General features: G+C 50.3%; 23 protein-coding genes. All 23 read left to right on the top strand.

The window, feature by feature from the left end:
- Positions 1-189: 189 nt before the first annotated feature.
- The 23 genes from NWV12_RS15755 (at position 190) to NWV12_RS15645 (ending at position 26,731) form a co-directional block, all read left to right on the top strand.
- Complete coding sequence (locus NWV12_RS15755) at positions 190-2,685, top strand: type VI secretion system Vgr family protein (RefSeq protein WP_101744630.1); 2,496 nt, start codon at positions 190-192, stop codon at positions 2,683-2,685.
- A gap of 16 nt (positions 2,686-2,701) precedes the next feature.
- Entirely contained in the window at positions 2,702-4,957 is a 2,256-nt protein-coding gene (locus NWV12_RS15750; protein WP_101744629.1) for a hypothetical protein, read from the top strand.
- A gap of 11 nt (positions 4,958-4,968) precedes the next feature.
- Positions 4,969-5,844, top strand: a complete 876-nt coding sequence (locus NWV12_RS15745) for an SUMF1/EgtB/PvdO family nonheme iron enzyme (RefSeq protein ID WP_101744628.1) — start codon at positions 4,969-4,971, stop codon at positions 5,842-5,844.
- A gap of 124 nt (positions 5,845-5,968) precedes the next feature.
- A complete protein-coding gene (locus NWV12_RS15740) occupies positions 5,969-6,559 on the top strand; it encodes a hypothetical protein (protein WP_101744627.1) in 591 nt (196 codons plus the stop codon).
- 218 nt (positions 6,560-6,777) lie between these two features.
- Complete coding sequence (locus NWV12_RS15735) at positions 6,778-7,320, top strand: hypothetical protein (RefSeq protein ID WP_101744626.1); 543 nt, start codon at positions 6,778-6,780, stop codon at positions 7,318-7,320.
- Positions 7,321-7,350: 30 nt separating this feature from the next.
- Positions 7,351-7,617, top strand: coding sequence for a PAAR domain-containing protein (locus NWV12_RS15730; protein ID WP_101744625.1), 267 nt, complete (start codon positions 7,351-7,353; stop codon positions 7,615-7,617).
- 3 nt (positions 7,618-7,620) lie between these two features.
- On the top strand, positions 7,621-8,775 hold the full coding sequence (locus NWV12_RS15725; protein ID WP_101744624.1) for a hypothetical protein: 1,155 nt from the start codon (positions 7,621-7,623) through the stop codon (positions 8,773-8,775).
- A complete protein-coding gene (locus tag NWV12_RS15720) occupies positions 8,762-12,178 on the top strand; it encodes an ImcF-related family protein (RefSeq protein ID WP_101744623.1) in 3,417 nt (1,138 codons plus the stop codon). The genes NWV12_RS15725 and NWV12_RS15720 overlap by 14 nt, the downstream gene beginning before the upstream one ends.
- On the top strand, positions 12,178-13,773 hold the full coding sequence (tssA, locus tag NWV12_RS15715; protein WP_101744622.1) for a type VI secretion system protein TssA: 1,596 nt from the start codon (positions 12,178-12,180) through the stop codon (positions 13,771-13,773). The genes NWV12_RS15720 and tssA overlap by 1 nt, the downstream gene beginning before the upstream one ends.
- Positions 13,774-13,793: 20 nt before the next feature.
- Positions 13,794-15,557 (top strand): type VI secretion system baseplate subunit TssF, encoded by a 1,764-nt coding sequence (gene tssF / locus NWV12_RS15710; RefSeq protein WP_101744621.1) that lies wholly within the window; start codon positions 13,794-13,796, stop codon positions 15,555-15,557.
- Positions 15,512-16,615, top strand: a complete 1,104-nt coding sequence (tssG, locus tag NWV12_RS15705; protein ID WP_101744620.1) for a type VI secretion system baseplate subunit TssG — start codon at positions 15,512-15,514, stop codon at positions 16,613-16,615. The genes tssF and tssG overlap by 46 nt, the downstream gene beginning before the upstream one ends.
- Positions 16,596-17,132 (top strand): type VI secretion system lipoprotein TssJ, encoded by a 537-nt coding sequence (gene tssJ, locus NWV12_RS15700; protein ID WP_172620293.1) that lies wholly within the window; start codon positions 16,596-16,598, stop codon positions 17,130-17,132. The genes tssG and tssJ overlap by 20 nt, the downstream gene beginning before the upstream one ends.
- A complete protein-coding gene (gene tssE, locus NWV12_RS15695; RefSeq protein WP_101744619.1) occupies positions 17,125-17,577 on the top strand; it encodes a type VI secretion system baseplate subunit TssE in 453 nt (150 codons plus the stop codon). The genes tssJ and tssE overlap by 8 nt, the downstream gene beginning before the upstream one ends.
- 14 nt (positions 17,578-17,591) lie before the next feature.
- Positions 17,592-18,062 (top strand): hypothetical protein, encoded by a 471-nt coding sequence (locus NWV12_RS15690; RefSeq protein ID WP_101744618.1) that lies wholly within the window; start codon positions 17,592-17,594, stop codon positions 18,060-18,062.
- Positions 18,063-18,165: 103 nt separating this feature from the next.
- Positions 18,166-19,497 carry a VasL domain-containing protein gene (locus NWV12_RS15685; protein ID WP_101744617.1) on the top strand — a complete coding sequence of 444 codons (1,332 nt, stop codon included), beginning with the start codon at positions 18,166-18,168 and terminating at the stop codon, positions 19,495-19,497.
- Between the two features lie 560 nt (positions 19,498-20,057).
- Entirely contained in the window at positions 20,058-20,288 is a 231-nt protein-coding gene (locus NWV12_RS15680; protein WP_042713604.1) for an AlpA family transcriptional regulator, read from the top strand.
- A 10-nt stretch (positions 20,289-20,298) separates the two neighbouring features.
- Entirely contained in the window at positions 20,299-21,165 is an 867-nt protein-coding gene (locus NWV12_RS15675; RefSeq protein ID WP_101744616.1) for a hypothetical protein, read from the top strand.
- Positions 21,166-21,176: 11 nt separating this feature from the next.
- Positions 21,177-22,181, top strand: coding sequence for a P2 family phage major capsid protein (locus tag NWV12_RS15670; RefSeq protein ID WP_101744615.1), 1,005 nt, complete (start codon positions 21,177-21,179; stop codon positions 22,179-22,181).
- 107 nt (positions 22,182-22,288) lie between these two features.
- Positions 22,289-22,861: a host cell division inhibitor Icd-like protein gene (locus NWV12_RS15665; protein ID WP_074143522.1), complete on the top strand. Its 573-nt coding sequence runs from the start codon at positions 22,289-22,291 to the stop codon at positions 22,859-22,861.
- Positions 22,858-23,097, top strand: a complete 240-nt coding sequence (locus tag NWV12_RS15660; RefSeq protein ID WP_042713601.1) for a hypothetical protein — start codon at positions 22,858-22,860, stop codon at positions 23,095-23,097. The genes NWV12_RS15665 and NWV12_RS15660 overlap by 4 nt, the downstream gene beginning before the upstream one ends.
- Entirely contained in the window at positions 23,087-23,497 is a 411-nt protein-coding gene (locus NWV12_RS15655) for a hypothetical protein (RefSeq protein ID WP_042713599.1), read from the top strand. The genes NWV12_RS15660 and NWV12_RS15655 overlap by 11 nt, the downstream gene beginning before the upstream one ends.
- Positions 23,494-26,181, top strand: a complete 2,688-nt coding sequence (locus NWV12_RS15650; RefSeq protein WP_101744614.1) for a DUF927 domain-containing protein — start codon at positions 23,494-23,496, stop codon at positions 26,179-26,181. The genes NWV12_RS15655 and NWV12_RS15650 overlap by 4 nt, the downstream gene beginning before the upstream one ends.
- 277 nt (positions 26,182-26,458) lie before the next feature.
- On the top strand, positions 26,459-26,731 hold the full coding sequence (locus NWV12_RS15645; RefSeq protein WP_045331406.1) for an ogr/Delta-like zinc finger family protein: 273 nt from the start codon (positions 26,459-26,461) through the stop codon (positions 26,729-26,731).
- The last annotated feature ends 216 nt before the right edge of the window (positions 26,732-26,947 follow it).

Raw genomic sequence — 26,947 nt, 5'->3', positions numbered from 1 at the left:
TTTCAGCCAATCCTTACCGCTTTATTCTAGGTGGGGCAAGTATAGTAGCCTTTCTCATAGGTTATGGGCTTTATAAATTCGCCTTGAAATACATTTATGATGAATGGGAACATTATAGATAGTATTCATCATATTTGTTGGGTTTGGTTCTATTTAATATCATTCTAACCCAGGACAGGAATTATAGAAATGGAAAATATATTTAAAATGACAGAGGGTATCCTTAATCGCTATAAACTGGATATTCCTTCCTGCCCTTATCCATTGGATGTGGAACGTTTTGATGGTTTAGAACAAATGAGTGCTCTCTATCATTACACCATTCGTTTTACCAGTTCACATCCGGATCTTACGGCTGAAATGATGTTAAGTAAAACCGCTACGCTGAGCATGGGGGTGGGGAAACTATTAGATTCTGTTGTCGGTAAAATTGTTCATGGTGTAGTGACAAATTTCCGACGCTTGGCTGGTTCACGCGATCAGGTTACGTATGAAATTATTCTGGAACCTTTTATATCCTTACTGGATAAGCAGTTTCGTACTCACCGTTTCTTCGTCAACAAATCAGTGCCGGAAGTGGTAGAGCAAATTCTTGGCGAGCATGGTTTGAAGGGGTGGGAATATGAATTCAAGCTTAAACAAACCTACCCAAAACGGGAACAGATAAATCAGTACCAGGAAAGTGACCTCGCGTTTATCGAACGTCTGCTGGCTGAGGTGGGGATTTTTTACTTCTTCACCCTGCAGCCTGATACTCAGACCGAAGTGGTGCACTTCGCCGACAAGAAGAGTGCCTGGTCGTTTGGTAAGAAATTGCCCCTGAACAGTCCGTCAGGGGCGAATGACAATGCGGCCGACTCGGTGTGGGATGTACATGTCTGGCATAACGTGGTGGAGCGTTCAGTCACCGCCAGTGACTATAACCACCGTGAAGCCCAGAACGTCCTGACCTCGATGCCAGCGGACATGACCCGCGGCGACGGGGAGGGGAATACTTACGGCGATGTGTACCATTATCGCCCGCGTCACCTTGAGCGTGGTGACAAAATTAACCCGACAGCGGAAACCGGTAACTTCTGGGCGCGCCTCGAACATGAACGCTTCCTTTCTGGGCAGACCACGGTGACCGGCAGCAGTACAGACTACACTCTGGGTCCGGCACAGGTACTGACCATCACGGAAACGGCTATTCCGCCAACGCTGCCCCGGGAAACGGAGAATGGTGTTGTTATTATCCGCACTGGCTACTACGGCAGCCGTAAGAATGCCTTGAAAGTGACATGGGTAGCGATGCCGTACTACGAGAACCGCTGCTGGCGTCCTGCTGCTAAAAAGCGTCCGGTGGTCAGCGGCACCCTGATGGCGCGTGTGACCAGTGCCAAAGATAATGACATCTACGCCTGGCAGGATGCATCCGGCATGTACCGGGTGAAGTTTGATGCCGACCGTGATGACAAAAAACAGGGCATGGAAAGCATGCCGGTGCGTTTTGCCAAACCTTACGGTGGTGATAATTACGGCTTTCACTTTCCCCTGATACAGGGTACTGAAGTCGCCATTGCGTTCCATGAGGGCGATCCGGATCGCCCGTATATCGCCCATGCCCTCCACGACTCCCGCCACGTCGACCATGTCACTGAAGCCAACAGCACGCGCAATGTTATCCGCACGGCTGGACTTAACAAAGTGCGGATGGAAGACAAACGCGGCGAGGAACACATCAAGCTCAGTACAGAGTATGGCGGCAAAACCCAACTCAATTTAGGCCATAATGTAGACGCTTCCAGGAAACTTCGCGGCGAAGGTGCGGAGTTGCGTACTGACCGACATGTTTCTATCCGAGGTGGGGCAGGGGTATTTATCACAGCAGATAAACAAACGCTCGCCGGGGACAAAATGCTCTCTATGAAAGAGGCCATTTCCCAGTTGGAAAATGCTCTGATGATTGCAAAAAATTTGTCATCTGCTGCTGAAGGGGCTGATGCCCTGCCAGCAGATACTGCGAGTCAGCAGACGCTTAACGCAGCTCTCAAAGAGCTCGCTAAACCGGGGATCATATTAAATGCGCCTGAAGGGGTGAGCATCACCAGCCCACAGGCGATTCGAATGGCGTCGGGTAGTGCCAGCGTAGGGATCATGTCCCAGCAAAATACTGATATCAGCGCGCTTAAGCGTTTTACTGTGGCTGCGGGTGAAGCTGTGAGTGTGCTGGCCCGAAAGGCCGGAATGAAACTTTTTGCCGCTAAGGGAAAAGTTGAAATTCAGGCACAGGATGATGCGCTTGAGGCTATTGCGAAAAAAGACGTCACGGTGACCAGTGTGGAAGGCAAAGTAGTCATAACGGGTGCAACAGAACTGGTTGTTAACTGTGACGGTGCATTTATGAAGCTTGCGGGTGGACATATGGAGCTCGGTGCTCCGGGAAATATTCTACTGAAGTGTGCCAACGTTCAGAAAATGGGAAGTGCGGACTATGACGCACCTAAACCGGAACTTCCGCAAGGGTATAGTGATAACTTTATTGCGCAGGATAAGGAGTCTGGCGATATCCTGGCTAACACGCGATACCGGATAACTACTGCTGATGGTTCTGTTTATGAAGGGCGCACTGACAGTGAAGGTAAGACAGCAGAAATATTCGGTGCGGCAAAAAGCAAAATCAATATTGAACTGCTCGGTGGCTAATTCAGGGAGCCAGAAGATGACCAAAGGTACACAGCAAAGTAGTCTGGATAACGTGAGTAAAAACACTGTCGTTAACGGAGAGCACGGCCCTCAGGTTTATTTTCACCCGGGCAGTGCAACGTTACTTTGCGTTGATGCAAAAGATAATCGTTTACTCATACAGGAACAGCTGAAAATGACAGCGTTACTGGAAAATCAGAAGAAAGCGCAGATTGCTCTGGATGAACTCAATTTCAAAATGTTGACTCAGGCAGGCAAGCAACCACAACGTGTTTATGACAGCAAACTTCAGAGTACCTATCAACAACTCAATGACGCTAACGAAAAACTAAAGGCAGAGCTTAAAACGCTTACCGCACAGGTTCCTGAAGGGGAACTGCTTGATGAGAACTCCAAGGGCTCCGCGATAGGCCTTATGGAATTGATTCCTCTCCAGAAGACTACTGGGTTTAAGAGTACTTATGTCCGCTCCGACAAAATTCGCAGCCACTGGCGGAAGTACAAACTTAGTGAGGTAGATAAGGAAAGCGGTGAGGCCAGTTTCATTAAATATGAATATAAAGAAATTACTGGTGTCGATGCTAATGGGAATCAAACGAAAAAAACAGTTCGATCGGGGAAGATTGATACCGAAGAGTTAATAAAACAATTAAAAGAAGCGTCAGCCAGCCTTAAGTTTGAAGATGAACTAATAGAAGATAGTAATGTTGTGCTTACTGACTGGGCGAAGAAAATGAATAAAGGGCTTACCTGGCCCAAAGAAAATGATAAGCCCGACGATGAGTCTACTTATCATCAGTACGTCGACATCAGCGCACAGGCACAGCTGATGCGCTATAGCCAGGGGGCCGGGCTGTCTGCTGAATTTAACCCTTTAGAAAAGAAAGCCTCAGCGAAGATGGAAGGCCACTCAAGTTTTGCACTGGGTGAGGCGAAAGCATCGACTGAACTTTTTATTCCCGATCGGCTTGGTATTGCATTGTTGTTTCCTGCCAAAGCATCTGCGGGGTTAGCGAGTGATGTCTGTAACATGGGTGCTATCCGCTACACGATAAATGCGGTGTTATCCGGTAATGTCGGGGCAAGCCTGGGGATTGAGCTGGGTGTGGAAGCTGATTTTAGTGGAGAAATGGCAAAGGGCTATGGGATTAAGGGAAGCCCTGCGAAACTTGCACCTCCGCCACCTCCAGGTCAGAGGAAGATTAATTTGACCATTCCACTGCCGGATGTCCAGGCTGGTGGAGAAATTGGCGCTTTTGCTGGCGTTCAGGCGGGTGGCAATGTCAGCGGTGCTATTGAATGGTTTGATCCGCATCCTGATGACGACAAGCAAATCGCTCACGATAGTAACAAGCAAATTGTGAATAAAGAGAAAAAATTCACCGCGATTGCCAAACTGTCTCTTGGTGTAACTGCTCAGGCTGGGGCTGGTGGATCTGCAGTTTTTTACGTGACATATATTAACAGTCGCTTCAGAATTTATTGTAAGGCTGCGCTTTGCTGGGGTGTGGGTGCCAAAGGTTGTTTAGGATTTGAAGTTGATGGGAATTCGTTTGCGGCATTCATGAAAGGCTTTATGTATATGCTGAGAAATGTTGACTACCAGAAGCTTGAGGACATGATGCCTCTTGATTCATTTAGAGCTTTGTGCGCAATTCCAATAATATTAGTTGCAGAGAAAATTCAAATTGGATCTGAAATGTTTAATCACCTGAATAGTGATGTTCGTGGGATTTTAAGACAATTCAACCAAACTCTTGATAACGAAGATAAGCGTGTGGTTTTAATGAACAGCATTATAGCCAATCCAGATCAGTTGAAGTATACGCCACCAGAAACAAAAGGTTCTATAATATCACAATTAATGAATTTTAACGCCTTTGATATTATAGATCAAAGAAACCAAAAAAAGGATACTAGTAAATGGGGGGTGATGCAGTTAAGGAAAACAGCAATAATGTATTGCTTCAAATGGGTGCAGAGTAAAGCAGATTATAATAATGTTATGCAACACATGACTGCTATACCGGCAGAAGGAAAGGGTAGTGCGGAAGTTAATGAAAAGGCATTGTTGAGTTTTTTAGGAATGACGGAGTTAGGATTGATGGGGAGCTTCTCCACGCAATACGAACAAAATATCCATACTCTCTATGAAAGGCTTCCTGACACAGTTGACCCAGATGAACCTTTTAGACCAATTCCTCATGACGAAATGAAACAATATATTGCATTGATTAATGAACATCACAATGTTAATACTCGAATCGCATAAGGCAGATAGTAATGAAAAATAGAAATGTAGAAAAAACATTGTTGCTCATTGTTTTCATAATGGTTGCTTGTGATGGTTCATCAAAAAAATCAGAATTAGCCAATAATCTTATTAAAAAATCAATTGCCAACATGGTGAGTGTTAATGGCGGTGATTTTCTGATGGGAGACTTTGGACCGTTGGTTGGGGATAAATTACCTTTTAGTATTCAACAAGACGATAAAGTACTTCATAATGTCGTTCTTGGAAGTTTTATGATCTCAAAATATAAGGTCACAAATGCCGACTATAAAATATATCTGGAAGTGACAGGCACACCCTCCCCGCCTGTTGATATTCTTGCAAAGAACTCTACGTTGCTTCTGAGTGATGATTACTCTGTGAGTGTTACCTGGCAGAGAGCAAAGGATTATTGTATATGGCTAGGGGCGCAGTCAGGGAAAAAAATAGATTTACCGACAGAAGCTCAATGGGAGTATGCCGCACGTTCAGAAGGCAAATATTTACCCTTTGCAACTGATAATGGAAAGATTGAGCGTGGCAGAAATTATCCAACTTATGATGAGTTAGATAAATACACTGGTGGGTTAGGGCTTCCAATTTATCCAGTAGGCAAATATCCACCAAATCCTTTGGGCCTTTATGATATGGGATTAAGTGGAAAAGAATGGACCAATGACTGGTATTCATCAGATTACTATTCACATTCTCCAGTCAAAAATCCTCAGGGGCCAGCAAAAGGAGAAAAGAAAGTTCTACGCGGAGCTGTTGGTGGGGATGACCAATATGCGTTAACGATGTTCAGGCAATCTTCACCACCAAGTCCAAAATCAGAAGAAGATCATGATTATGACGATGGTGTTTTTCGTTGTGTGATTAATAAGTAATCACTTTTTGAGTGCTCAGACCTAATTTCAAAACGAACTCCGTTTTCAATTATGATAAAGATGGGATTCTGCCTACCTATGATTTTCGGTGTGTAGTTAACGACTAGATAAAATGGATTTATGTATGAAATTAATACTCCCTAAAGTTCTTGTTGTTTTTTGTTCATTGCTTTTTTCATTAAATTCTCTTGCGAGTAACCAGTATTATCTGGTTAGAGATATTAAGAACCTCAATCTGTACTTATGGAATGGTCCAGATGTTAAAGATCGAATGTTAATTGGATACAATTTATCCGGCGGCATGGATTTCAATGCGACTACCGGGGTTATCTGTGGTGGGGTAGGTGGAGCAAGTCATTATCTATGGGCTGCTGACGTTAAGTCCGGTGTTAAGAGAATACAGTTTCGACCGAGAGATGTGTACTCCAACGTTGCACCCATGAATAATGTTATCATTTCTTCAAGTGATGGCCATTGTATCTTTACTGACGGGAATGGTGTTTATTCTTACAGCATTGACGCTCCAGTATCTAGAATCATGTTTTCCAGGGCAGCAAGCAATGCCTCAGATAAAGCTCACCGAGTTTTCTTTGACGATAAAAATAATGTCACTATTGCTCTTTTTGATAAGCACTTTTCTCTTTTATCAAAGAGCACGAAGGGTAATAAGCTGACAGTGGTCCATTTTCCAAAAAAACATAAATTATTCACTTAAATCACTTGGCGATTTTGCCTCTCTTTCTGATAATGGAGACACTTTATACACAACTGCATCTGTAGAAGATAATGATGGGCATGGGCTCTCTGCGATATTGTCAATTGTCAATTAATGTGCAGAGTGGAGATGTTAATAGTATATTATTGCCTTATTTGTATGGAGTTAAGTATAAAGTAAAATAATTTTATATTGTTGATGGTGGGCACGAAATTGCAATGCTTCTTGAGGGAAAAGCAAAGCCTGCATGGTATGTTTACACAGCGAATTCTGCATCAGGAAAAAATTCTGAAAGCAGTAGTGATAACTACAAATTACTTTTTAATAAATACGATACAGGATTAGAGACTGTACAATATCCAGTCGGTGATGACTACTTTTATTCTGTGACTACAGATAAGGGATATTTAATAAAAATAGATCTTTCTGGTGTTTTTAATGTCACCTCCTTTGATGTTAAAGGTGAAATGAATGGTGCGGTTACGGTTTCGCACGGTGATGCTGCTTATCCGCTTGTAGAACCCAAATTATTCAGCCCAAAGAAAGGTAGTGCTGTGAAAGTGCTGGGTGATTATATGGTTTGTAAGGATTTGAATAACTCTCCTGACAAAAAGAACTGTGGCTCGGCAAGAACTGGTGTTGATGCCATTGTTCAGGAAATAAGAACTATTGAATCTCAGCAATTTGTGAGGATATCGGCAGAGAAAGATCCGACTCTGGTTTTCTGGACGGTTATTGAAAATGTACAGCCAGTCAATTAATTACTTTTTTATAGCAAAAGGAAGATTGTCATGTCCAAAGGATTCGTATTACTCGGTGATAAAACCACCCATGGGGGGCAGGTGCTTTCTGCATCCTCGACCATGATTGTTAATGGCAAAAAGGTTGCTCTGATCGGAGATAAAGTTAGCTGTCCGAAAGAAGGTCATGGTGTTAATGCCATTATTGAAGGTTCGCCTGAATGGTCCTCAGACGGTAAAGCGATTGCTGTGGATGGTTGCCGCTGTGAATGTGGTTGTCAGTTGATATCCAGCGCACCGGATTGTGTAATAGGATAATTAATGAGCTGGGAGCGTGAGAAATCAACGGTATCCAAGAAGCCTGAAGAGCCTTCATTTGTTCTTTGGCTTATGTTGGGAGTTGTCGCAGTTGTAGGGAGTGTGGTGCTGTTCGTCCTGCATGCTAATAAGCTTTCAGGGCCTTTACAGGCATTTAATATTTGGGTCGTCACAGTAAGCCCCATAGTTATCTGGTTTTTCTTCCTTTGCCTGCGGGGATGGCTCTTCAATAGTGCATTTGATAAGCACGAGTTCGAGGTTAATGAGGCTGATTACGCCCAGCAACAATGGACTGAATGGGCCGGCAGAAACATTGCAGTGCTCCATAGCAGTGTCATTTTTCCGGAAGCCCTGACGCCATTTCGTTTTTTGCAGGCCTCAGCTGAGCAGGTGCAGCGCACAACATTGACGCAGCATTTTGATCACTCAACTACAGAAAACTGTTTTTCACAACTACTTGAATGTGTCAGTGATGCCCTGGTCTGGGTTCCATCAGACTTACCCCTTAGTGTCACTTTGCTGACGGATTGGCAGGAAGATCCTCTGATACTTCAGGACGAATTTGCAAAGGTCTGGCAGGACACTGTTCCTTTTCGGCCTGTCCCTGTTTTGAATATACAGACCGCGAAGAGCTTTATCTGGCTGGAAGAACGAATCAAATCGCCAACGCTGGATGTGGATTTTATTCTGGTGCATCAGACCCAAGGGAAAAGGTGTTATAGCGACGCTCTGGCCTCTTTGTTGCTGACATCAGATGATGTCGCCACAAAATATCAACTTACACATGATGCCTGCCTGCTACGGCCAATGTCGTTAGATACGGGTGATATCAATAAATCACTAGGTACGTTTTTCTCAACGCAAACTCAGGCCTGTTCCACAGAAAATATCATAGGCGATCAGGCTGCCTGGGGCGATTCATTTGCTGACCTGCTTGAAGCAGCTGCCGTATACACAGGGTACTGGAAACCAGAACAACTCCACTGGCTGGAAAAATATGCCGGGCTCAGCGGCCCCTTTTCTCCATGGATAATGGCAGCAGTCGCCAGCGATATCGTGAACATACAAAAAGCAGACTGTCTGATGCTTTCTACAGATGGTGAGCAGAAATTTATTAATACAGTGCAAACAGGGAACCGAAACGATGACCACGGGTGATTCAGCATGGCGCGGAGTCTGGGGAAGACTGGGCTTCTCCGCGCTTTTAGCAGGCGGAATTGCCTGGTGTATCTGGCACTTTGGCGATCAAATGGGGCTGCATACTCCGTTACTTAAAGGGTTGGTCATTGCCGGTGCCCTGATTTTATTGATGCTGTTGCGCCATGGCAAAACCATTACACTTGCCATCAAACAGGGCTGGCATCGCTTTCAGTCAAAACGCAAAAATGTTCTGCCCGTCGATGAGGGACGTGTAGAGCAGACTGCCCCCCGTAACGTTACCGTCGACACCATCCGTGACGCCATGCGTAACCTCTACGGCCGGCGCTGGGGACGTAAAACCCGCATCCTGCTAATAACCGGTACGGCCGCAGAAGTGGAGCAACTGACTCCGGGTCTGACGGCGCAGCTCTGGCAGGAAGACCGCGGCACGCTGTTGCTGTGGGGCGGCGACCTCAACACACCAGCAGACGGTGCCTGGTTGACCGCGCTGCGCAAACTGCGTCGCCGTCCGGTGGATGGCCTGGTGTGGGTCACTTCGGCCTTTGACCAGCTCTCAGCACCAGGGCTGGAGCCGCCATTGCCGGTGCCGTCTGAAAGCACCATGGATGCCCTGTCTCACGCCATCAGCGTGCGTATGGAAACGCTTGGCTGGAAGCTCCCGCTGTATGTCTGGTCCTTGCATCCGCGCGCCGGTAAGCCGGAAGGGCGCATTTCGCAGGCGACCGGTTGTCTGTTGCCTGCCGGGTGTCATACCGAAGGGCTGGCAGAGCAGCTCTCCGCCCTGACACCGGATTTGATATCACAGGGTTTGCAGCAGACCTGCGGTGAAGTGAAACATAACTTCCTGCTGACGCTTGCCGACCAGCTGATTCGTGAACCGGAAAGCGTGACCGCACCGCTGTCAGTGATGCTCAATCCGTACCGCCCGCTGCCGCTGGCTGGTGTGGTGTTCAGTCAGCCCTCTACCGGTGCCGAACGTGCCGTGACGCACCACTGGGGCATGGATAAGCGCTGGGATATTCTGCCTGAATCTGTCCGGATGCTTCCTGCTGGACTGCGTCCGTGCAAGCCGGGCGTTCCCTGGCGCAAAGTGTTTGCGTCGGTTGTCGCCCTGTCGATGGTGGGCTGGGCTGCGTGGATGAGCATCGCGTATGTCACCAACCGCAGCCAGATTGACGGTGCGAATGCCCAGGCCGCTCTCGCTGCCCGTCAAAACCAGCCGCTGGAACAGCGCCTGCACGCGCTGTCTGGACTTCAGAAAATGCTGGCCCGACTGCAGTACCGTTCAGAAAACGGCGTGCCGTGGTACGAGAAGGCCGGACTGAGCCAGAATAACGCCCTGCTGGCCGCACTCTGGCCACGTTATCAGGACAGCGCACTACCGCTGTTGCGGGATGCGGCTGCGGACCATCTGCAGACTCAGCTCATTGTCTTTAATGCGCTGCCGCCGGGCAACCCGCTGCGTGAGCAGATGGCAAAAACCGCCTATGATCAGCTTAAGCTCTACCTGATGCTGGCCCATCCGGAACGCATGGACGCCGCCTGGTTCAGTTCTGCGCTGCTGCAGGACTGGCCAAAACGTGATGCCGTAAAAGATGGCATCTGGCAGGGGATGGCGCCGTCACTGCTGACGTTCTATGGCGCGCAGTTGGCTGTGCACCCGGAATGGAAGCTCCGTGCGGATGAGAGCATGGTCAGCCAGGCGCGTTCCCTGCTGGTACGCCTGTTGGGCGTGCGTAACAGTGAGTCGACCCTTTACCAGAAGATGCTCTCCCAGGTGGCGCATCTGTATGTCGATATGCGCCTTGAAGATATGACTGGCGATACTGATGCATCCCGTCTGTTCAGCACCACGGAAATTGTACCTGGCATGTTCACACGCCAGGCCTGGGAGCAGGCCGTCCAGCCCGCCATTGACAAGGTGGTGAAAGCGCGCCGGGATGAGCTCGACTGGGTGCTCACTGACAGCAAGCAGGTGAATAAACAGAATGAGACCTCACCGGAAGCGCTGAAAAAACGCCTGACGGAGCGTTATTTCGCGGACTTTGGCGGAGCCTGGCTGGAGTTTCTGAACAGCCTGCGCTGGAACCAGGCGCCCACGCTGTCGGATTCTATTGACCAGTTGACCCTAATGGCCGACGTGCGTCAGTCACCGCTGGTGGCGCTGATGAATACCCTGAATGTACAGGGTCGTACCGGGCAGACAGGCGAAGCTATTTCGGATTCGCTGGTTAAATCAGCGAAAAACCTGCTCGGTGGTGACAACAAAGATGCCATTGACCAGAGCGTCGGTGTTCACGGCCCGCTGGATGCGACCTTTGGTCCTGTGCTGGCGCTGATGGACAAGAACCGCACGGGGGCACAGGAGCTAAGTTTGCAGTCGTTCCTGACCCGTATCACACAGGTGCGTCTGCGTTTGCAGCAGGTAACGAATGCTGCGGACCCACAGGCTATGACCCAGACCATCGCCCAGACAGTATTCCAGGGCAAAGCGGTAGACCTGACTGAAACTCGTGACTACGGCAGCCTGATTGCCGCCGGTCTGGGTCAGGAGTGGAGCGGATTTGGGCGGACAGTCTTTGTGAGTCCGATGGAGCAGGCCTGGCAGCAGGTGCTTATCCCAGCGGCCAATAGCCTCAACGCCCAGTGGCAGCAGGCGGTGGTTGCTGAGTGGAACAGTGCCTTCGGCGGACGCTATCCGTTTAACAATTCCAGCAGTGATATATCCCTGCCGCTGCTGGCTAAATACCTCAATGCAGATTCCGGGCGTATTGCACAGTTCCTGCAGAACCGCCTCAAAGGCGTGCTGCACAAAGAAGGCAATCACTGGGTGCCGGACAGCATCAACTCGCAGGGGCTGGCCTTTAACCCTGCATTCATGAATGCCATTAACACCCTGAGTTATATCTCCGATATCGCCTTCACTGAAGGCAATGCAGGGATGAACTTCGAACTTCGTCCGGGTACTGCCGATGGCGTGATGCAGACCAACATGATCATCGACAGCCAGAAGCTGACTTATGTTAACCAGCTCCCGGCATGGAAGCGCTTCACCTGGCCTGCTGATACTGAAGCTCCGGGGGCGAACCTGAGCTGGATAAGCACGCAGGCGGGCACCCGCCAGTACGCTGATATCCCAGGTGCATGGGGCTGGATCCGCCTGCTCGATAAAGCCGTCGTCAGTGCTTACCCGGGCGTCGGCAGCAGCTACAGCCTGAGCTGGAAAGCACAGGATGGTCGCACCCTCAATTATACCCTTCGTACCGAAGCTGGAGAGGGGCCGCTGGCACTGCTGAAGCTGCGCAATTTCCGTCTACCGGAAACCATCTTCAGTACCTCCGGTGCAACACTATCAGACCAGGTTATCAGTGCAGGAAATGCTACAGAGGACGTATATTGATGAGCACGCTCTATGCCTTACTTAATGCCTGCCAGGCTGATCAGGGGCCACTGCTTGCCGCCACCCGTGAGCGTGTGGCGCAGTGGGACAGCTGGCTGCAGCCGCTGTCTGGGGCGTCACCCGCTGGCGAAGACCCAGGTTATGACGACGATTTCCAGCAGATTCGCGAGGAAATTAATAAGCTCTCTGGCGCCAACATCGAGCTTATTTGCCTGCATGCAGAAAAGATTTTAACCACCGTTGCGAAAGATATCCGTGTCGCAACCTGGTACTGCTGGGCGAAGCTGCACCGCGAAGGTGAGCAGGGGCTGGGTGAAGGACTTGAACTGCTGGCCGGTCTGCTGGAGCGCTTTGGTACACAACTGCACCCGCAACGTGATCGCAGCCGTAAGGCGGCGCTGGAATGGCTGGCAGGATCGCGCATGACTGACTCTCTTTCCCTGTACCCGGAAGTTGTTAGGGAAGAAGCGATGCGTACCACCGGAGCGCTGCTGCTGATAGCCGGGCTTACTGAAAACGAACCAGATGTAATCCGTCCGGAACTCAATGCGCTGTACGGTGCCCTGGAAAGTCGTTTGCAGAAAGCCGGGGGGATGGATGCGGTGGTACCGCAGAACGCCAGAACCAGCGAAACCCCTTCATCTGTCAGCCATAGCGATGCCCCGGCCATCGGGCGAATCACTTCAGGCCAGGATTTGCTGTCCCAAGCCCGCATACTCACCGAATACTTGCGCGAGCAGCCTGACGGCTGGTTGTCAGCGCATCATCTGATGAAAAGCCTGCGCCATGACACCCTCCGGGCCATCCCGGCTCCGGATGCGCAGGGGCGTACACGCATCGAGCCGCCAAGGGCGGATCAGCGCGCGTTACTCAAACGCCTCTACTTGCAACAGAACTGGGCTGAAATGCTGGAAACGGCCGATAGCACATTTTCCCGCGGTGCCAATCACCTGTGGCTTGATTTGCAGTGGTATATCCACCAGGCGCTGACAAAATCCGGCCAGGAGACGCTGGCCAACATTGTCGCCGCTGACCTGAAAGGTTTGTTGTCTCGCCTGTCCGGACTCGAAACGCTGGCGTTCAGTGACGGTACCCCGTTTGCGGACGAAGTGACGCTGAACTGGATCCAGCTGAGCGTGCTGGACACCGTCGGCGGGTGGGGCAATGAGACCCCAGCCGCTCCGAGCACCGCCGGTAACGATGACATTCTGGCGCTGGAGCCGGAAGCCGTGGCACTGGCCGACAGCGAAAGCCCGGATGTCGCGCTGGGCTGGTTACAGACCCGGCCGGGTATGACCACCGATCGTCAGAAGTGGCTGTTGCGTCTGCTGATGGGGCGCATTGCTGAACAGTACGGCAAAAATGACCTGGCGGTGCACCTGTTTGCAGAGCTGGGTGATCGTGCCAGAGAAGTGACCCTCAGCAACTGGGAACCTGAGCTGTTGTTCGAGGTACAGGCCCGCCATCTGAAACTCCTGCGCCTGAAAGCCGGTCGCAGTGAGGCTGATAAGGCCCGCCTTACGCCGGTAATGGACCAGTTACTTGCCGGACTGATCGCCGTCGATCCTGCTCGTGCCGCCGTGCTTTGCGGTTAAATCCACAGGAACAGAAATAAATGGAAGATTTGACCCTGCGCTATTTCGATGCGGAAATGCGCTACCTCCGTGAAGCGGCCAAAGAATTTGCCCGAACCCACCCGGACCGGGCCGCGATGCTTGACCTGGATAAGGCCGGCACACCCGATCCGTATGTTGAACGCCTGTTTGAAGGCTTTGCTTTCTCGATGGGGCGGCTGCGTGAAAAGATTGACGACGATCTGCCGGAACTTACCGAAGGTCTGGTCAGTATGCTCTGGCCTCACTACCTGCGTACCATTCCGTCACTCTCGGTGGTGGCGTTCACGCCTGTGCTTCAGGCCGTGAAGATGGCGGAAGTCATGCCCGCGGGTCTGGAAGTGTACTCCCGCCCGGTAGGGCCGAAGAACACGGTCTGCCGCTACCGCACCACCCGCGATGTGATGCTCAATCCGCTGAACATCTCAGGGGTAACCATGACCACTGAGCCTGACGGGCGTTCGCTGCTGCGGATGCGTTTTGCCTGTAGCACACAGGCGGACTGGTCCCATGCGGACCTCAGCCACCTGAGCCTCTATCTCGGCGCAGATGCGCCAGTCAGCAGCCAGCTACACCTGATGCTGACCAGGCGGCAAGCCGCCCTGTATATGCGTCTGCCTGGGCAGACTGACCGTATTCGCCTGGACGGGTACTTTTCGCCGGGAGGATTTGCGGAGGAAGACGGGCTGTGGCCGAAGGGGGATACTGCCTTCAGCGGCTACCAGCTGCTGCTGGAGTATTTCACCTTCCGCGACAATTTTATGTTCGTCCACCTCAACGGTCTGGACGGGATTACGCCGCCTGCGGGAGTAGAGTACTTCGACATCGAAGTCGTGTTCAGTACGCTGTGGCCATCAGACCTGCCGGTCACCGATGACGCGGTTCGTCTGCACTGCGTGCCGGTGATTAACCTGTTCACGCTGGAAGCTGACCCGCTCACCATTACGGGGCTTGAAAGTGAGTACCTGCTGCGCCCTAAACGGCTGCAGGACGGACATACCGAGATTTATGCTGTGGATTCGGTCATAGGCTCAAACCGGACCGGTGACGCGGAGTATGTACCGTTCAGCAGCTTCCGTCACAAGGGCGGTATGATGCGTCGTCACGCCCCGCCACGCTATTACCACACCCGCGTTAAGCGGGGCGTTACCGGGCTGTATGACACCTGGCTGATTCTCGGTGGTCACCAGTGGGAGGATGACAGGCTGTTTGAGCGTGAAGCCGTTTCGCTGCAAATTACCGGCACCAACGGTCAGTTACCGCGCCGGGCGCTGCAGAGCACGCTGCTTGACCGCTGTGAGCAGGTGGTGCAGACGCCACTGACGGTGAAAAACCTCTGCAAACCCACACTGCCGGTTTACCCGCCAGCAGAAGACCGTTTTCACTGGCGGGTACTGAGCCACCTCGGCTCCGGGTTCCTGAACATGATGAGCACCGCCGAAGTGCTGCGCGGCACGCTGGCACTCTATAACTGGCAGGAGGATGAACTGAACACCCGCCGTCTGGAGGCGATTCAGCATGTGGAGCACCACCGCCTGCAGCGTTTTGAGCAGGGTTACCTGTTGCGGGGGCTGGATATCGAAGTGACCATCGACAGCAACGGCTTCACCGGTGAGGGCGATATTCACCTCTTCGGTGAAATGCTCAACCGGTTCTTTGCGCTGTATGCCGATATGAACCAGTTTAACCAGCTCACCCTCATTGTTCAGCCAGAAGGAAAATGCATCCGGTGGAAAGAGAATCACAGTCCGCGTCTGCCCGGCTGATAGCGCAACTGGGGGACCGGCTGCCATATATCAACTTTTACCGCTTCTGCCAGCTGCTGGAGCAGAGCCAGCCGGATAAACCGGTCACTGGCAGCACCTGGCTGGTACGACATGAACCGGTACGCTTCCGGCCTCATCCAGGCATGGGATTTCCGGCATCTGAAATCAAAGGAATTGAGCAGTCTGAACATTCCCATCTGCCGCCGAATGTGCGCATCACTTTTATGGGGCTCTACGGCGTGGAGTCCCCTCTGCCGACGCACTATATCGATGACATTACCCAGCGGCGGGAAGGGTATGAGGCCACTGCGGATTTCCTCGATATTTTCAACCACCGGTTGATTGCTCAGTACTATCGCATATGGCGTAAATACTCGTACCCGGCGACCTTTGAAGAGGGTGGGAAGGATAAAATCTCGCAGTACCTGTTGGGGCTGGCGGGACTCGGCATTGACGGCTGTGCACAAAACATTGCCACCCCGGCCTCACGCTTTCTGGCGCTGCTGCCGGTCATGTTGCTGCCCGGACGTACCGCAGAGGGTATGACCTCACTTGTGCGCCTGCTGGCACCCAATACACGGGCGAAAATCTGGCACCATGACAAACGCCGCGTGCCTCTGAAGAAACCTTTGGTTATGAGCGTCAGCCAGCCAGTCACCCTGACAAACCGTCCGGTGATGGGTAACTATGCCACCGACGTAAACAGCCAGGTGCTGATGCGCCTGACAACCACTGACTCAACTGAAGTGCTGGGCTGGTTACCGGGCGGGGAGCTTCACTCGGACCTGATGACGCTGCTGTATGTGTATCTTGGGACTCGCCTGGATGTCCGCCTGCAGCTATCCGTCGACCGTAGCCTGCTGCCGGACGTGACGATGAACATTAAGCCCGATGCCGGAGCCGGGCAGCTGGGCCGCACCGCCGTGATGCGGCCGCTGAATGCAGCGAACACCGTCACGCACTCCAAAACCATAACCATCAATCTTGGCCGCTATGAGCGGGTACAGGAAAATATTCACCGCAGGGAGACCGATGAAGATGGCGATTATCGCTGGTAAATTTCCTCTGGCAGCTCTGGCCGTAGGTATCACACTGATACTTGCTGGCTGTGGGCTGACTCAAAAAGTCACAGATGGCACCGTTGCTGTGACCAAATCGATTTTTTATAAGCAAATAAAGACCCTGCATCTGGATATTCGTGCCCGTGAGGCCGTTAACAGCAATGCTGGCGGCGTGGCACTGTCGACGGTGGTGCGCATCTACCAGCTTAAGGATCGCAAAACGTTTGACAGTACTGACTATCCGTCACTGTTTAAAGAGGACAGTCAGGTCATCAAAGCAGACCTGCTGGTGGAGAAAGATATCCTCCTGCAGCCGGGCGGGGCGGTCACGGTCGATATACCAATGGAGGAAAATGCGCAGTACGTGGCGGTGGCAGGAATGTTTATGTCACCCGACCAGGAGAACAATACCTGGCGTGTGGTAATGAGCCGCGATGACCTCGATCCGGATAAGGCACGCGTCATTGAGGCGGGGAACAACCGCCTGACCCTGAAGGCGCTGAAAGATGAATGAGACGCCCCGTTCCTCGATTTACGAGACGCTATTTGGCAATTTTACCGGTGGGTTCGATCTGCATCAGGTCAGTGAAGAAAACCAGGTCATCCTTTCGGTTCTGGACAACATGCAGCGCGTTCTCAACTGTCGCGCCGGCACGTTGGCGCACCTGCCTGATTACGGGCTGCCCGATATGACAAAAATCCTGCAGGGCATGCCGGGAACGGCCCATGAGCTCATGGGCACATTGTCTGCCGTCCTGCTCAAGTATGAACCGCGCCTGAAAAAGATAGACGTTGTTCTGCTGGAGCAGAACATTCCCGGCGAGCTGCGCTATGCCATTGACGCTGAACTTAAAGGGATTGGCCTGGTGCGCTATGGGACTGAGTTTATGCCCGAAGGACGGGTCCTGTTGCGGCATCTCAGGCAACAGCAGTATCTCGACACAGCACCTCGTATATAAGGTCAGTTAACACCATGTCAGTAAAATCACAGTTCATGAAGAAGTTGCAGGCGCGACAACCTTCACCTGTTCCCGCAGCTAGCAAGAGCCAGGCCGATATTGCAGAGTTTCGCATGCGAATGGCTCAGCTTCAGGAGCAAATGGACGCCTGGCTGTCAGATACCGGACTGAATGCAGAGCCACTGACGGTATACGTTCCTGACCTGCTGGTGGAGGGCGGGGCTTTTGATATTTCCGGTATCGTCCTGCGTTATGGTAACCGGGCGGTTAAGTTTATGCCGATATTTCTGTATGGACAGGGAGTTGCAGGCTGTGTCGAGGTGACTTTTTTTTCCGGGTACAGCGCGATTTCTCAAGGACGCCTGTTTATGCGGGTGGGGAGTGTATATGACTGGATCTTTACTCCCCCTGATACGTCACCTCAGTCAGGAAAACTATTTGATGAAGGTGTTTTTTTCGATCTGATTTTAGCGCTGCTGTCATAGCAATAACATTCATTCCTTTATTCGTCATTGCGTTTCTACACGCAAAACTGCCTTACACATCAACTGACGAAATTAACCGACACGGATATGCAGGCTCTGCAGAATGACCACACATATAACGTTAAAAACCGGCGGCGACCCGCGTACGCTGCCAGATTATGCCGCCCTCCGCGACGAACTCAGTAAGCTTACACATCCTGCTCGCCCTGATGTGAACTGGCAATATGTCCAAAGACTCTGTCTCTCAATATTTGAACAGAACGGTGTGGAGTTGCAGACAGCAGCCTGGTACACCCTTGCTCGTACTCACCTGTCTGGATTAGCTGGCCTGAATGAAGGGCTGGCGATTCTGGAGGCCCTGATTAGCCACCAGTGGGACACCTTATGGCCGAAGACACAACACGCTCGTATGGAAATCCTTAGCGGCCTTAGCCAGCGCTTGCAGCAGCGCATGCGTATGCTTCCATTCAACAGCAGCCATCTTAGTGAGCTTTATCGTGCTGAAGCGTTACTTACCAGCCTGAGCGCGGTGCTCCAGCGCCTTGAGCTTAAACACCTTAGCCAGTTCGATACGTTACGAACGTTGATACGTTCAAGTGCTGAACGGCTGGAAAGCAGTAATGACACGTCCGATTTGAATGTGAACATGAAGCCCGATAGCGAATCGACTCTGGAGAAAGCCGAACCGATCGAAGAAGTGAAATGGGTATATGTTGTGCATCAGGAAAATCAGCCGAATGGGGAGGATCGTACGACAGCCCCCGTGCCTGTCAGACAGTGGAAGCCCTTTATTACCGGGATGTGTTCCACACTGGTGGTGTGCTTCGCTGTGGCGTGGGGATGGGCTTCTTTGTCCAGACCCGACCCCCTGGCGACTCAGGCTTTTGCCTCTCTGGCTCCGTTACCTGAAGTGCTCACGCCTGTGCAGCAAGACGCGTTAACACTGCGAGGTACTTTACCGTCCACGTTTATCACAGACACGCAGCAGCAGCTTGCCCGCTTGGATAAACTGCCTCCTGACTGGAATCTTTCCTACAGCCTTCAGCTGTTAAAGCAGCTCCAGACATTATGGCCGGAGGAGGCGAAACCGCTCACAATGCAGTGGCAGCAAAAATTTAACGCGGCAGCGTTACCTGTCGACGCAATGAACAGCTGGTATCAGGGAATGATGACGCTTCAGCAACTGAGTCATCGGCTGAGTAGTCTGGACGAGCAAAAAGGAAAATACATCACGGTAAGCGAGCTTAAATCGGTAGTTTTTTCGACTATACAGTCATTTAACCAGACGATACCGGCTGAAGAACAACTCAGGCGCCTGTCACAGCATCCAGCAGGAGATGCGCTTCCTGAAGCAGAAAAGACTCAACTGGAGTTGCGTCTTAAACAGCTGGCAACGCGTTACGCTCAAATAAAACAGGATTCTTCTGCTCAGTGAATTCTGGCGGTAGACAGACGAATGTGCTGGAAAAAGCGGGAGGGTAAAGTGTCCCCTGCATAAATAGAACCTAGAGTGTATAGTCTTGAAATATATTATTAATTTAATTTGCCTTATATAAGGTTATACACCTAATTATACACATCAATAAATGCTTGTGTTGTCATCCGAGATGGAGGCATTCTGCAACGCCTCCAGCCTCCAGCCTCCAGCCTCCAGCCTCCAGCCTCCAGCCTCCAGCCTCCAGCCTCCAGCCTCCAGCCTCCAGCCTCCAGCCTCCAGCCTCCAGCCTCCAGCCTCCAGCCTCCAGCCTCTATTTTACAAAATGTTACAAATGCATTCGTCAAATTTGATGATTATCAGTAGTTAACAACCGTTTTCAATGGTTTTCGCTCGTTAACATTCAGTACTCCTCAATATTATTCACCACTTATTCTTATTCAATAAATTTGAATCAATTATTATGGGGCTAACTTTACGAATAAATTCATCTGTGTAAGTATATAAATATCCAATCGAGACCAATAAAGAAGAAATAGTAATTAATAAGTGGGGGAGATATGAGTTTTATGCTTAACAGTGAACCATCCTATAAAAAATTAAGACTTTTACGGATGTCGGATGTAATTGATTTAACGGGTCTACCAAAGTCAACTATTTATTTAAAAATGAAAAGCAAAGAGTTTCCTAGACAGGTGTCTATCGGTGCTCGATCTGTAGCATGGGTCGAAGCCGAGATTAATGACTGGATAGAGAAGAATATTCAGAACAGGAAAGATAATTGCTCATAAGAGGTATGAAATGATTAACCCAAGGAATGCTAATAAAATACTCTCAATCAAGAATGAAAGCACATCACTATTAGAAGCATATCAGGTAAGTATATTTAAAGATGGATATAGTGATGCTGCATGTATCGCAAGAATGATTGAGATTTATCTTTTGAATAAACTTCGCAGTAAAGGACAGAAACTATGTTCTTTAACTGGTCTAATGATCCCAGATACAGAGGCGACTGCCGAAGAAACTAATCTCTTACTGAGCCGATTTGAGGTGCTCTGTCACCGTGAAGAAGAAGAGTTATCCTTCCGACAAAGAGAGGTTAAAACTGCCGAGTACGCATTAAAAAATGCAGGGTTGAATGTTAACTCCAGAACAGTTTCTGAAGTAAAAAACAAAAATGCCGTTAAAGGGGCACGTGATGCTTATGAACGACAGTACCATTCTGCATTTTTACGGCAGAAAGAGCAGCAAACGCGAGTAAGTCTCTTCAGAGGATTCGGAAGTTTGTTACTTGAAGAGGCTGAACATATCGGGAAGAACGTTAGTAAAAAATATCTTAACTCTTTTTCCAGACCGTTAACTTCTCCCGATGAGTTTATTAACGTTTTAAACGATGCGACTTTAGTTCGGGATGTGAGATTTATCTTGGATGCTCTATGCGCATTGGATAATGCTGTTGAGCACATTCTTAAATGTTGCGCATACCCAAATGACCGTTACGAACTGGAAAGAGGTGGGGTATGTCGAACTATGGCCTATCGGGAGTACTACCGCGCTGAAAATGCCATTCTTCGCTCCGTAGTAAGCGATCGAGAGTATGCAGAGCATGCTGTGAAATTTAATCAGCTCTCTGAACATAAGAAAAAAATATTTCGTAAACAATAAAAGGATAAATCATGTACGCATTCAAAGCCGAAAGGCCGGACGCTGCACGCCGTTATCATAGTAAATTCGTATCTGGTACAAATTACCAGGAATCTTCAAACAGAAGATTTGCATTAAGTAAACCAACGGAAAATATTTTGCGAAGCTCAATTCTTGAGTCTGGTTGGTTAATCAATAATATCACTTTGCGTGACGTTAATGCTGTTTCAGGTAATGCCATTAATATTGGAGCCTGCGAGTTACATACAGGACGAGTTCATGGTGGCAGATTCAGTAAGATGTTAGCGATAAATGGCACTGAATTTTTTCTGTCCGAAACTGACACGTGTGCACGAATCAGCTATTTAGATATGTCACATATTTATCATACAGGTGCTCAGGGCGAATTTGATAAATCGGTCAGTGCGTTTTTTAGTCAGGCTTATGCACTTGATATGTTGCGGGTTGGTTTTAATGGAGAGTCTATTGCCGATACGACTGATCCTGAGATCAATAAAAAAGGTGAGGACGTAAATATCGGTTGGCATGCTCTGGCAAAAGATTATCGAGATGGTCAGCAGGTTTTAAGCACCCCTCTAACTCTTGGAGATACCGGGGAATGGAAAAACCTCGATCTGCTTGCTAATCACCTCATCACTGAGTTGATTGCAGAGCCTTATCGGGAAGATCCGCGTCTGGTGGTTCTCGTGGGTGCCGAGCTTGCTGCTAAACAGCGTCTTAAGCTCTTCAACGCGGCTGATCGCCCGACTGATGTGGAAGCTGCGCAAATGGCAGTCAGTTCGGTTGCCGGACGGTTTGCTTTTATCCCGCCGTTCATGCCGGGAAAACGTCTTGCGGTCACTACGCTGGATAATCTGCACATTTATACCCAGTCCCGAACACGATCATTTCGCGCCGAGTTTGATGATGAGAAAAGTGAATACGTTAATTCTTATCTGCGGAATGAAGGATATGCGCTGGGTGAACCAGAGCTTTATGCGGCTGTTGATGAGAGTGCAGTGACTTTTTCTGACTGAGACTGAAAAACAAAAAGACCCGCAAAAAGCGGGTCTTATGCACAGCAACAGGATAATGAAAAACCGTAACTTCGGTCTGAGGTTCAAGAATGCCTGGGTTTATCTTTATGTTCAACAAACAAAATTCGGTTATAAAATTCTTGCGCCATGCTAATTGCTCGGGCTATATTCGCAGCGTTGCCGCAAAATCGGCAACCGGGCGTAGGAACCCGAGTAATCTAACGGCGACACCACACGCGCCAGGCGTGTTTTTTTGTGTCGTAGCTTTGACTCACCCTTATTTTATGGTGTGGTGGTTAACCGTATCTATTCGTTATTTACGCCACATCATCCAAATTATGGTAGTCCAGGCGGGGCAGCTTTCGGGCTGGCCGGTATCCGTTAGAGCCGGTATTCCTACCCCCGTCTGGGCTACCACCCATGAGCGTAGGAACTCCGGTGGTAGCGTTACCCGCTATCTAACGGAGATTGCCGCCATGGCTACGATCCCTGCTTTGTCTCACCCCCAATATACCTTTGTATTTCTCGCTGTTCGCCGTACTGATTATGCCGCGCGTCCATTCGCTGTGCGTACTGTTGCAACCTGCGAGCGTGCTGCCCGCATGAAACTCGTTGCCGATTTTGTACTGAGCTTCGCCGCACGTATTCCGATGAACAAACTCGGGGAGGTGAGCGCATGAGTCATTTACCCATCCCTAACCACGGTTGCACCTTGACTGAAGCAGGCGAGAACCGTCTTTTACGGGCTGCGCTGGCGAGCGAGTTCCTGGCCGAAGTTCTGTCATTTCCTGCGATGAGTGGGCAGAGAACAGTTTCTGCTGAGGGAGCCGCAGCAATCATGGCCTGTATTGCAGAACAGCTGGAGGGTGTGGTGAGAGAAACTAGTACCATTAAAGGAGAAAAGCATGAACGCTAATCTCGTAGTCCATTCACCTGAGTTTCGGGCGGCATTTCTGCGTTCCTGCATTGCTGATGCCTATATTTCCCTGATGGTGCGAATTAATGGGGAGGCTGTGTATATCGAGGATGGCGAGCGTATCGAGCTTACACCTGATCGCGTGGCCATGAATATTCTTTATCACATTGAAGCGCCATGGATTAACGAATTCGGCCAGGAAGAGGGGCATCGTCTGGCGTGTGACGTTCTGGAGCGAATGCTGTCACCTGGTTACATGGCTGAAAATATTCGCCTTTCCGCATTTGGTGTCTCTGAGCTACGTGAAGTGTACCGGGACATCGTTTTCGGTGCGCCCGATGGAGAAGTACCTCCGGGTTTCAGCATTACCACTGCGGGAGTCGGGGAGGTACTGTTATGAAAGTTCAGTCTGTATCTGCGGTTTCGGGGGCAGCAAACGGGCGCTGGCCACACATCCTTTCCGCGTTAGGGATTAATGTTCCTTCCGCCCGACGCCACGGTGCCTGTCCGGCCTGCGGCGGAAAAGATCGCTTTCGTCTTGATGACAAAGAGGGGCGCGGAACATGGTTCTGTAATCAGTGCGGCAATGGCGATGGCCTTGATTTAGTCCGTCTGGTGACTGGACGCTCAGTGAAGGAGGTCGCGGGAATGGTCTGTGAGGTTCTGGCATTGCCTGAAGTACAGGATAAACCCGCTATGCCAGCCAGGAAAAAGACCGGGGGAAACGAGACCGGGGCAGACCGCTATCAGAAACTTAAAAAGCTGTCTCAAAACGGTGAATCAGCCTATCTGACCGGAAAGGGATTACAGGGTTACTCTTTACCGCTTCTTACTGCCACCATCAATCTGGCGGGGATGTCTTTTCCAGCCGGGTCGCTGCTGCTGCCCTTAACTGACATCACCGGGAATGTTACAGGCGGCCAGCTTATTAACTCTGATGGTGATAAAAGTCTTTTACCCGGCAGTCAGCTGTCAGGTGCTTTTATTGCCGTGGCTGATGTTCCGTCTGATGCTCCGGAACAGGTCATTATCACTGAAGGATATGCCACTGCGTTGACGGTCAGCCTCCTGGCTGACGGCTGGATCGTTGCAGCTATTGCGGCCACAAATTTGGTAAAGGTCGCTGAGCAAATCCGCATTCGATGGCCTGACACCCGGATTATCCTGGCTGGAGATAACGATCTTGTTGACGGGAAAGAGAACACTGGCCGGATATGGGCTGAAAAAGCGGCGAAAGCCGTAGATGGTTGGGTAACGCTGCCTCCGGTACGTCATAAAGCCGACTGGGATGATTATCGCCAGGAAACCGGGAAGGAAAGGGCGCGTGAAGCCTTCCGGGAGGAAATGACATTACACGGAAAAGGGCAAACCAGATTGCCGCAGGGGTTCAGGCTCACGAAAGAATATTTGTGGTACGACAAGCTGGTGAACAAATCAGATGGTGACACTGAGATCCGCAATATCAAGATTTGCAGCCCGCTGCGTGTGACAGCTATCACCAGCGATGCTGACGGCAGCAACTATGGCCGACTGCTGGAATGGGAGGACACCAACGGTATGAGCCGAAAATGGGCAATGCCGATGGAAATGCTGGGCGGCAGCGGGGAAGAACTGCGGCGCGTGCTGCTGGTCAATGGGCTTTCTTATATCAATATCAACGGGATGGCCAGAGCACACCTGATGGAATATATCTCCCTGTGCAAACCCGACAGAAAAGTGACCTGTGTAAATAAAACAGGCTGGCATGGCGGGGTTTATGTTCTTCAGGATGAAGTGATCGGCAAAGAGTCACAGTCTGTCATTCTCCAGACTTCCAGCGTTCAGGGGCGTGATTTTCGTGTTACGGGCACCACGGAAGAATGGCGGGAAAACATAGGTCGCTATTGCGTCAATAATGCCCGACTGGCCTTTGCCGTAAGCCTGGCATTCGCCGCGCCGCTTCTGAAGCTGGTTGGCATAGGTGGCGGCGGTTATCACCTGAAAGGTGAATCTACAGACGGTAAAACCACGACCATGAAAGTGGCTGCTTCGGTGTGCGGTGGTACGGATTTCTGGCATACATGGCGTGCTACCGGGAACGCGCTGGAAGGAACGGCCAGCCGCCGCAATGATGCCACACTGATGCTTGATGAGATCCGCGAGGTGGATGGCAGAGAGGCAGGGAATATTGCCTACATGCTGGCGAACGGCCAGGGCAAAGCCCGCGCCCGAACTGATGGTTCGGTACGGGAAACAAACCGCTGGAATTTGTTGTTTCTTTCCACGGGGGAGCTGTCACTGGTCGAGCATGCCGCCAATGCCGGAGAGCGAACCTACGCCGGGGTTGAAGTACGCATGATCCAGATCCCGAGTGATTCGGGCAAGCATGGAGTATTTGAGGAGCTGCACGGCTTTAGTGGTGGTAAAGCGCTGGCGGAGCATCTGGAACACGCCGTTATTCATTATCATGGCTCACCCTTCCGCGACTGGCTGCATTGTCTGACAGCCGATCTCCAGGAACTGACCAGCCAGGCGAAAGCGCTGCTGAAGGACTACACCCGCAGGCTGACCCCAGCGGATGCAGGAAATCAGGTTGGGCGCGCCGTTACCCGTTTTGCGCTGGTTGCTATGGCCGGAGAACTTGCCACACAAGCCGGGATAACCGGATGGCCTGAAGGTGAGGCATTCAGAGCTGCTGAGTGTTGTCTTGCCTCATGGATGGCTGATCGTGGGCATACCGCGAACCAGGAGGATAAAACCGCACTGGAGCAGGTCAGGGATTATATGACACGTAACCAGTTCAGCCGCTTTGCTGACTGGCACGACGACAGGAACCGCCCACTGTCGATGATGGGGTTCAGGAAAGTGGACAAGGGCGACAACGTGACAGAATCCACTGTGACCTTCTACATATTGCCATCTGGCTGGAAAGAAATTTGTAAAGGGTTCGATTCACGAAAGGTGGCCAGATTGTGTGTTGAGGCGGGCTGGCTGAAAGCCGGAGAGGACGGGAGAACGCAAAACAGCGTTCGCCTGCCAGAAATAGGGCTTAAGCGCGTGTACCAGTTTAATACGCAAGTACTGGGTAGCGCCGATCCCGAATAGTTATCGCGTGAGTCTTATTTTTATGAGGTAACACTGGTAACAGAGGTAACAGGCAGTAATGACGAGGCTTGCCACTGTTACCAGTCAGAAATATCCACTGGTAACAGTGGTAACAAAAATCAGTGTGTTACCACGCGTTACCTCTTTATTTGGCTCACTGGTAACAGATTAATTTCAATTGAATCAACGATGTTACACGTGTTACCAGTGTTACACGTTCAGGACAAGAGGGAGGGAACCAAAATCCCTTCTTCTGGCAGGCAACAGAGGTTTAGTTATGCGAGTGATGAAAATTTACTGCCCGGAGTGTATGTCTGCGGCAACGGTGAGGAAAACAAACCGAAAGCACCCCAAATTATCAGATGTGTACTGTTATTGCTCAAATGTAGAGTGTGGGCACACGTTTGTGATGAACGTTTCCTTCTCACACACGATTAGTCCCAGCGCTTTGCGCGGCCAGGGACGGATTAAAGAGCTAATGGATGCCCTGCCACCGGACGAGCGACAAAAAGCATTAGAACTCCTGTTGGCAGCCAAAGAGAGTCACTGAACGGTTCGCCGGGAGTAACTACAATTTTCCCGGCTTCGGTTCATTAAATTTCAGCGGCTTAAGAAAAAATGTCTATAAGAATCAGTTTGTTAACTTTTAAGTGTGCCGTCAGTTATCATGAAAAATCTCACTTAAAAAATTATATCTCTTTACTATCAATAACTTAATTAAAGTCATTACGGTTTTGGAGTAAAGCTAAACTGAAAAAAGCTGAAA

Origin of the sequence: Enterobacter sp. Crenshaw, from assembly GCF_024734705.1 — a bacterium.
GTDB lineage: Bacteria > Pseudomonadota > Gammaproteobacteria > Enterobacterales > Enterobacteriaceae > Enterobacter > Enterobacter asburiae_B.
The sequence above is the reverse complement of the archived record's forward strand: the minus strand, read 5'-3'. Positions and strand labels throughout refer to the sequence as shown.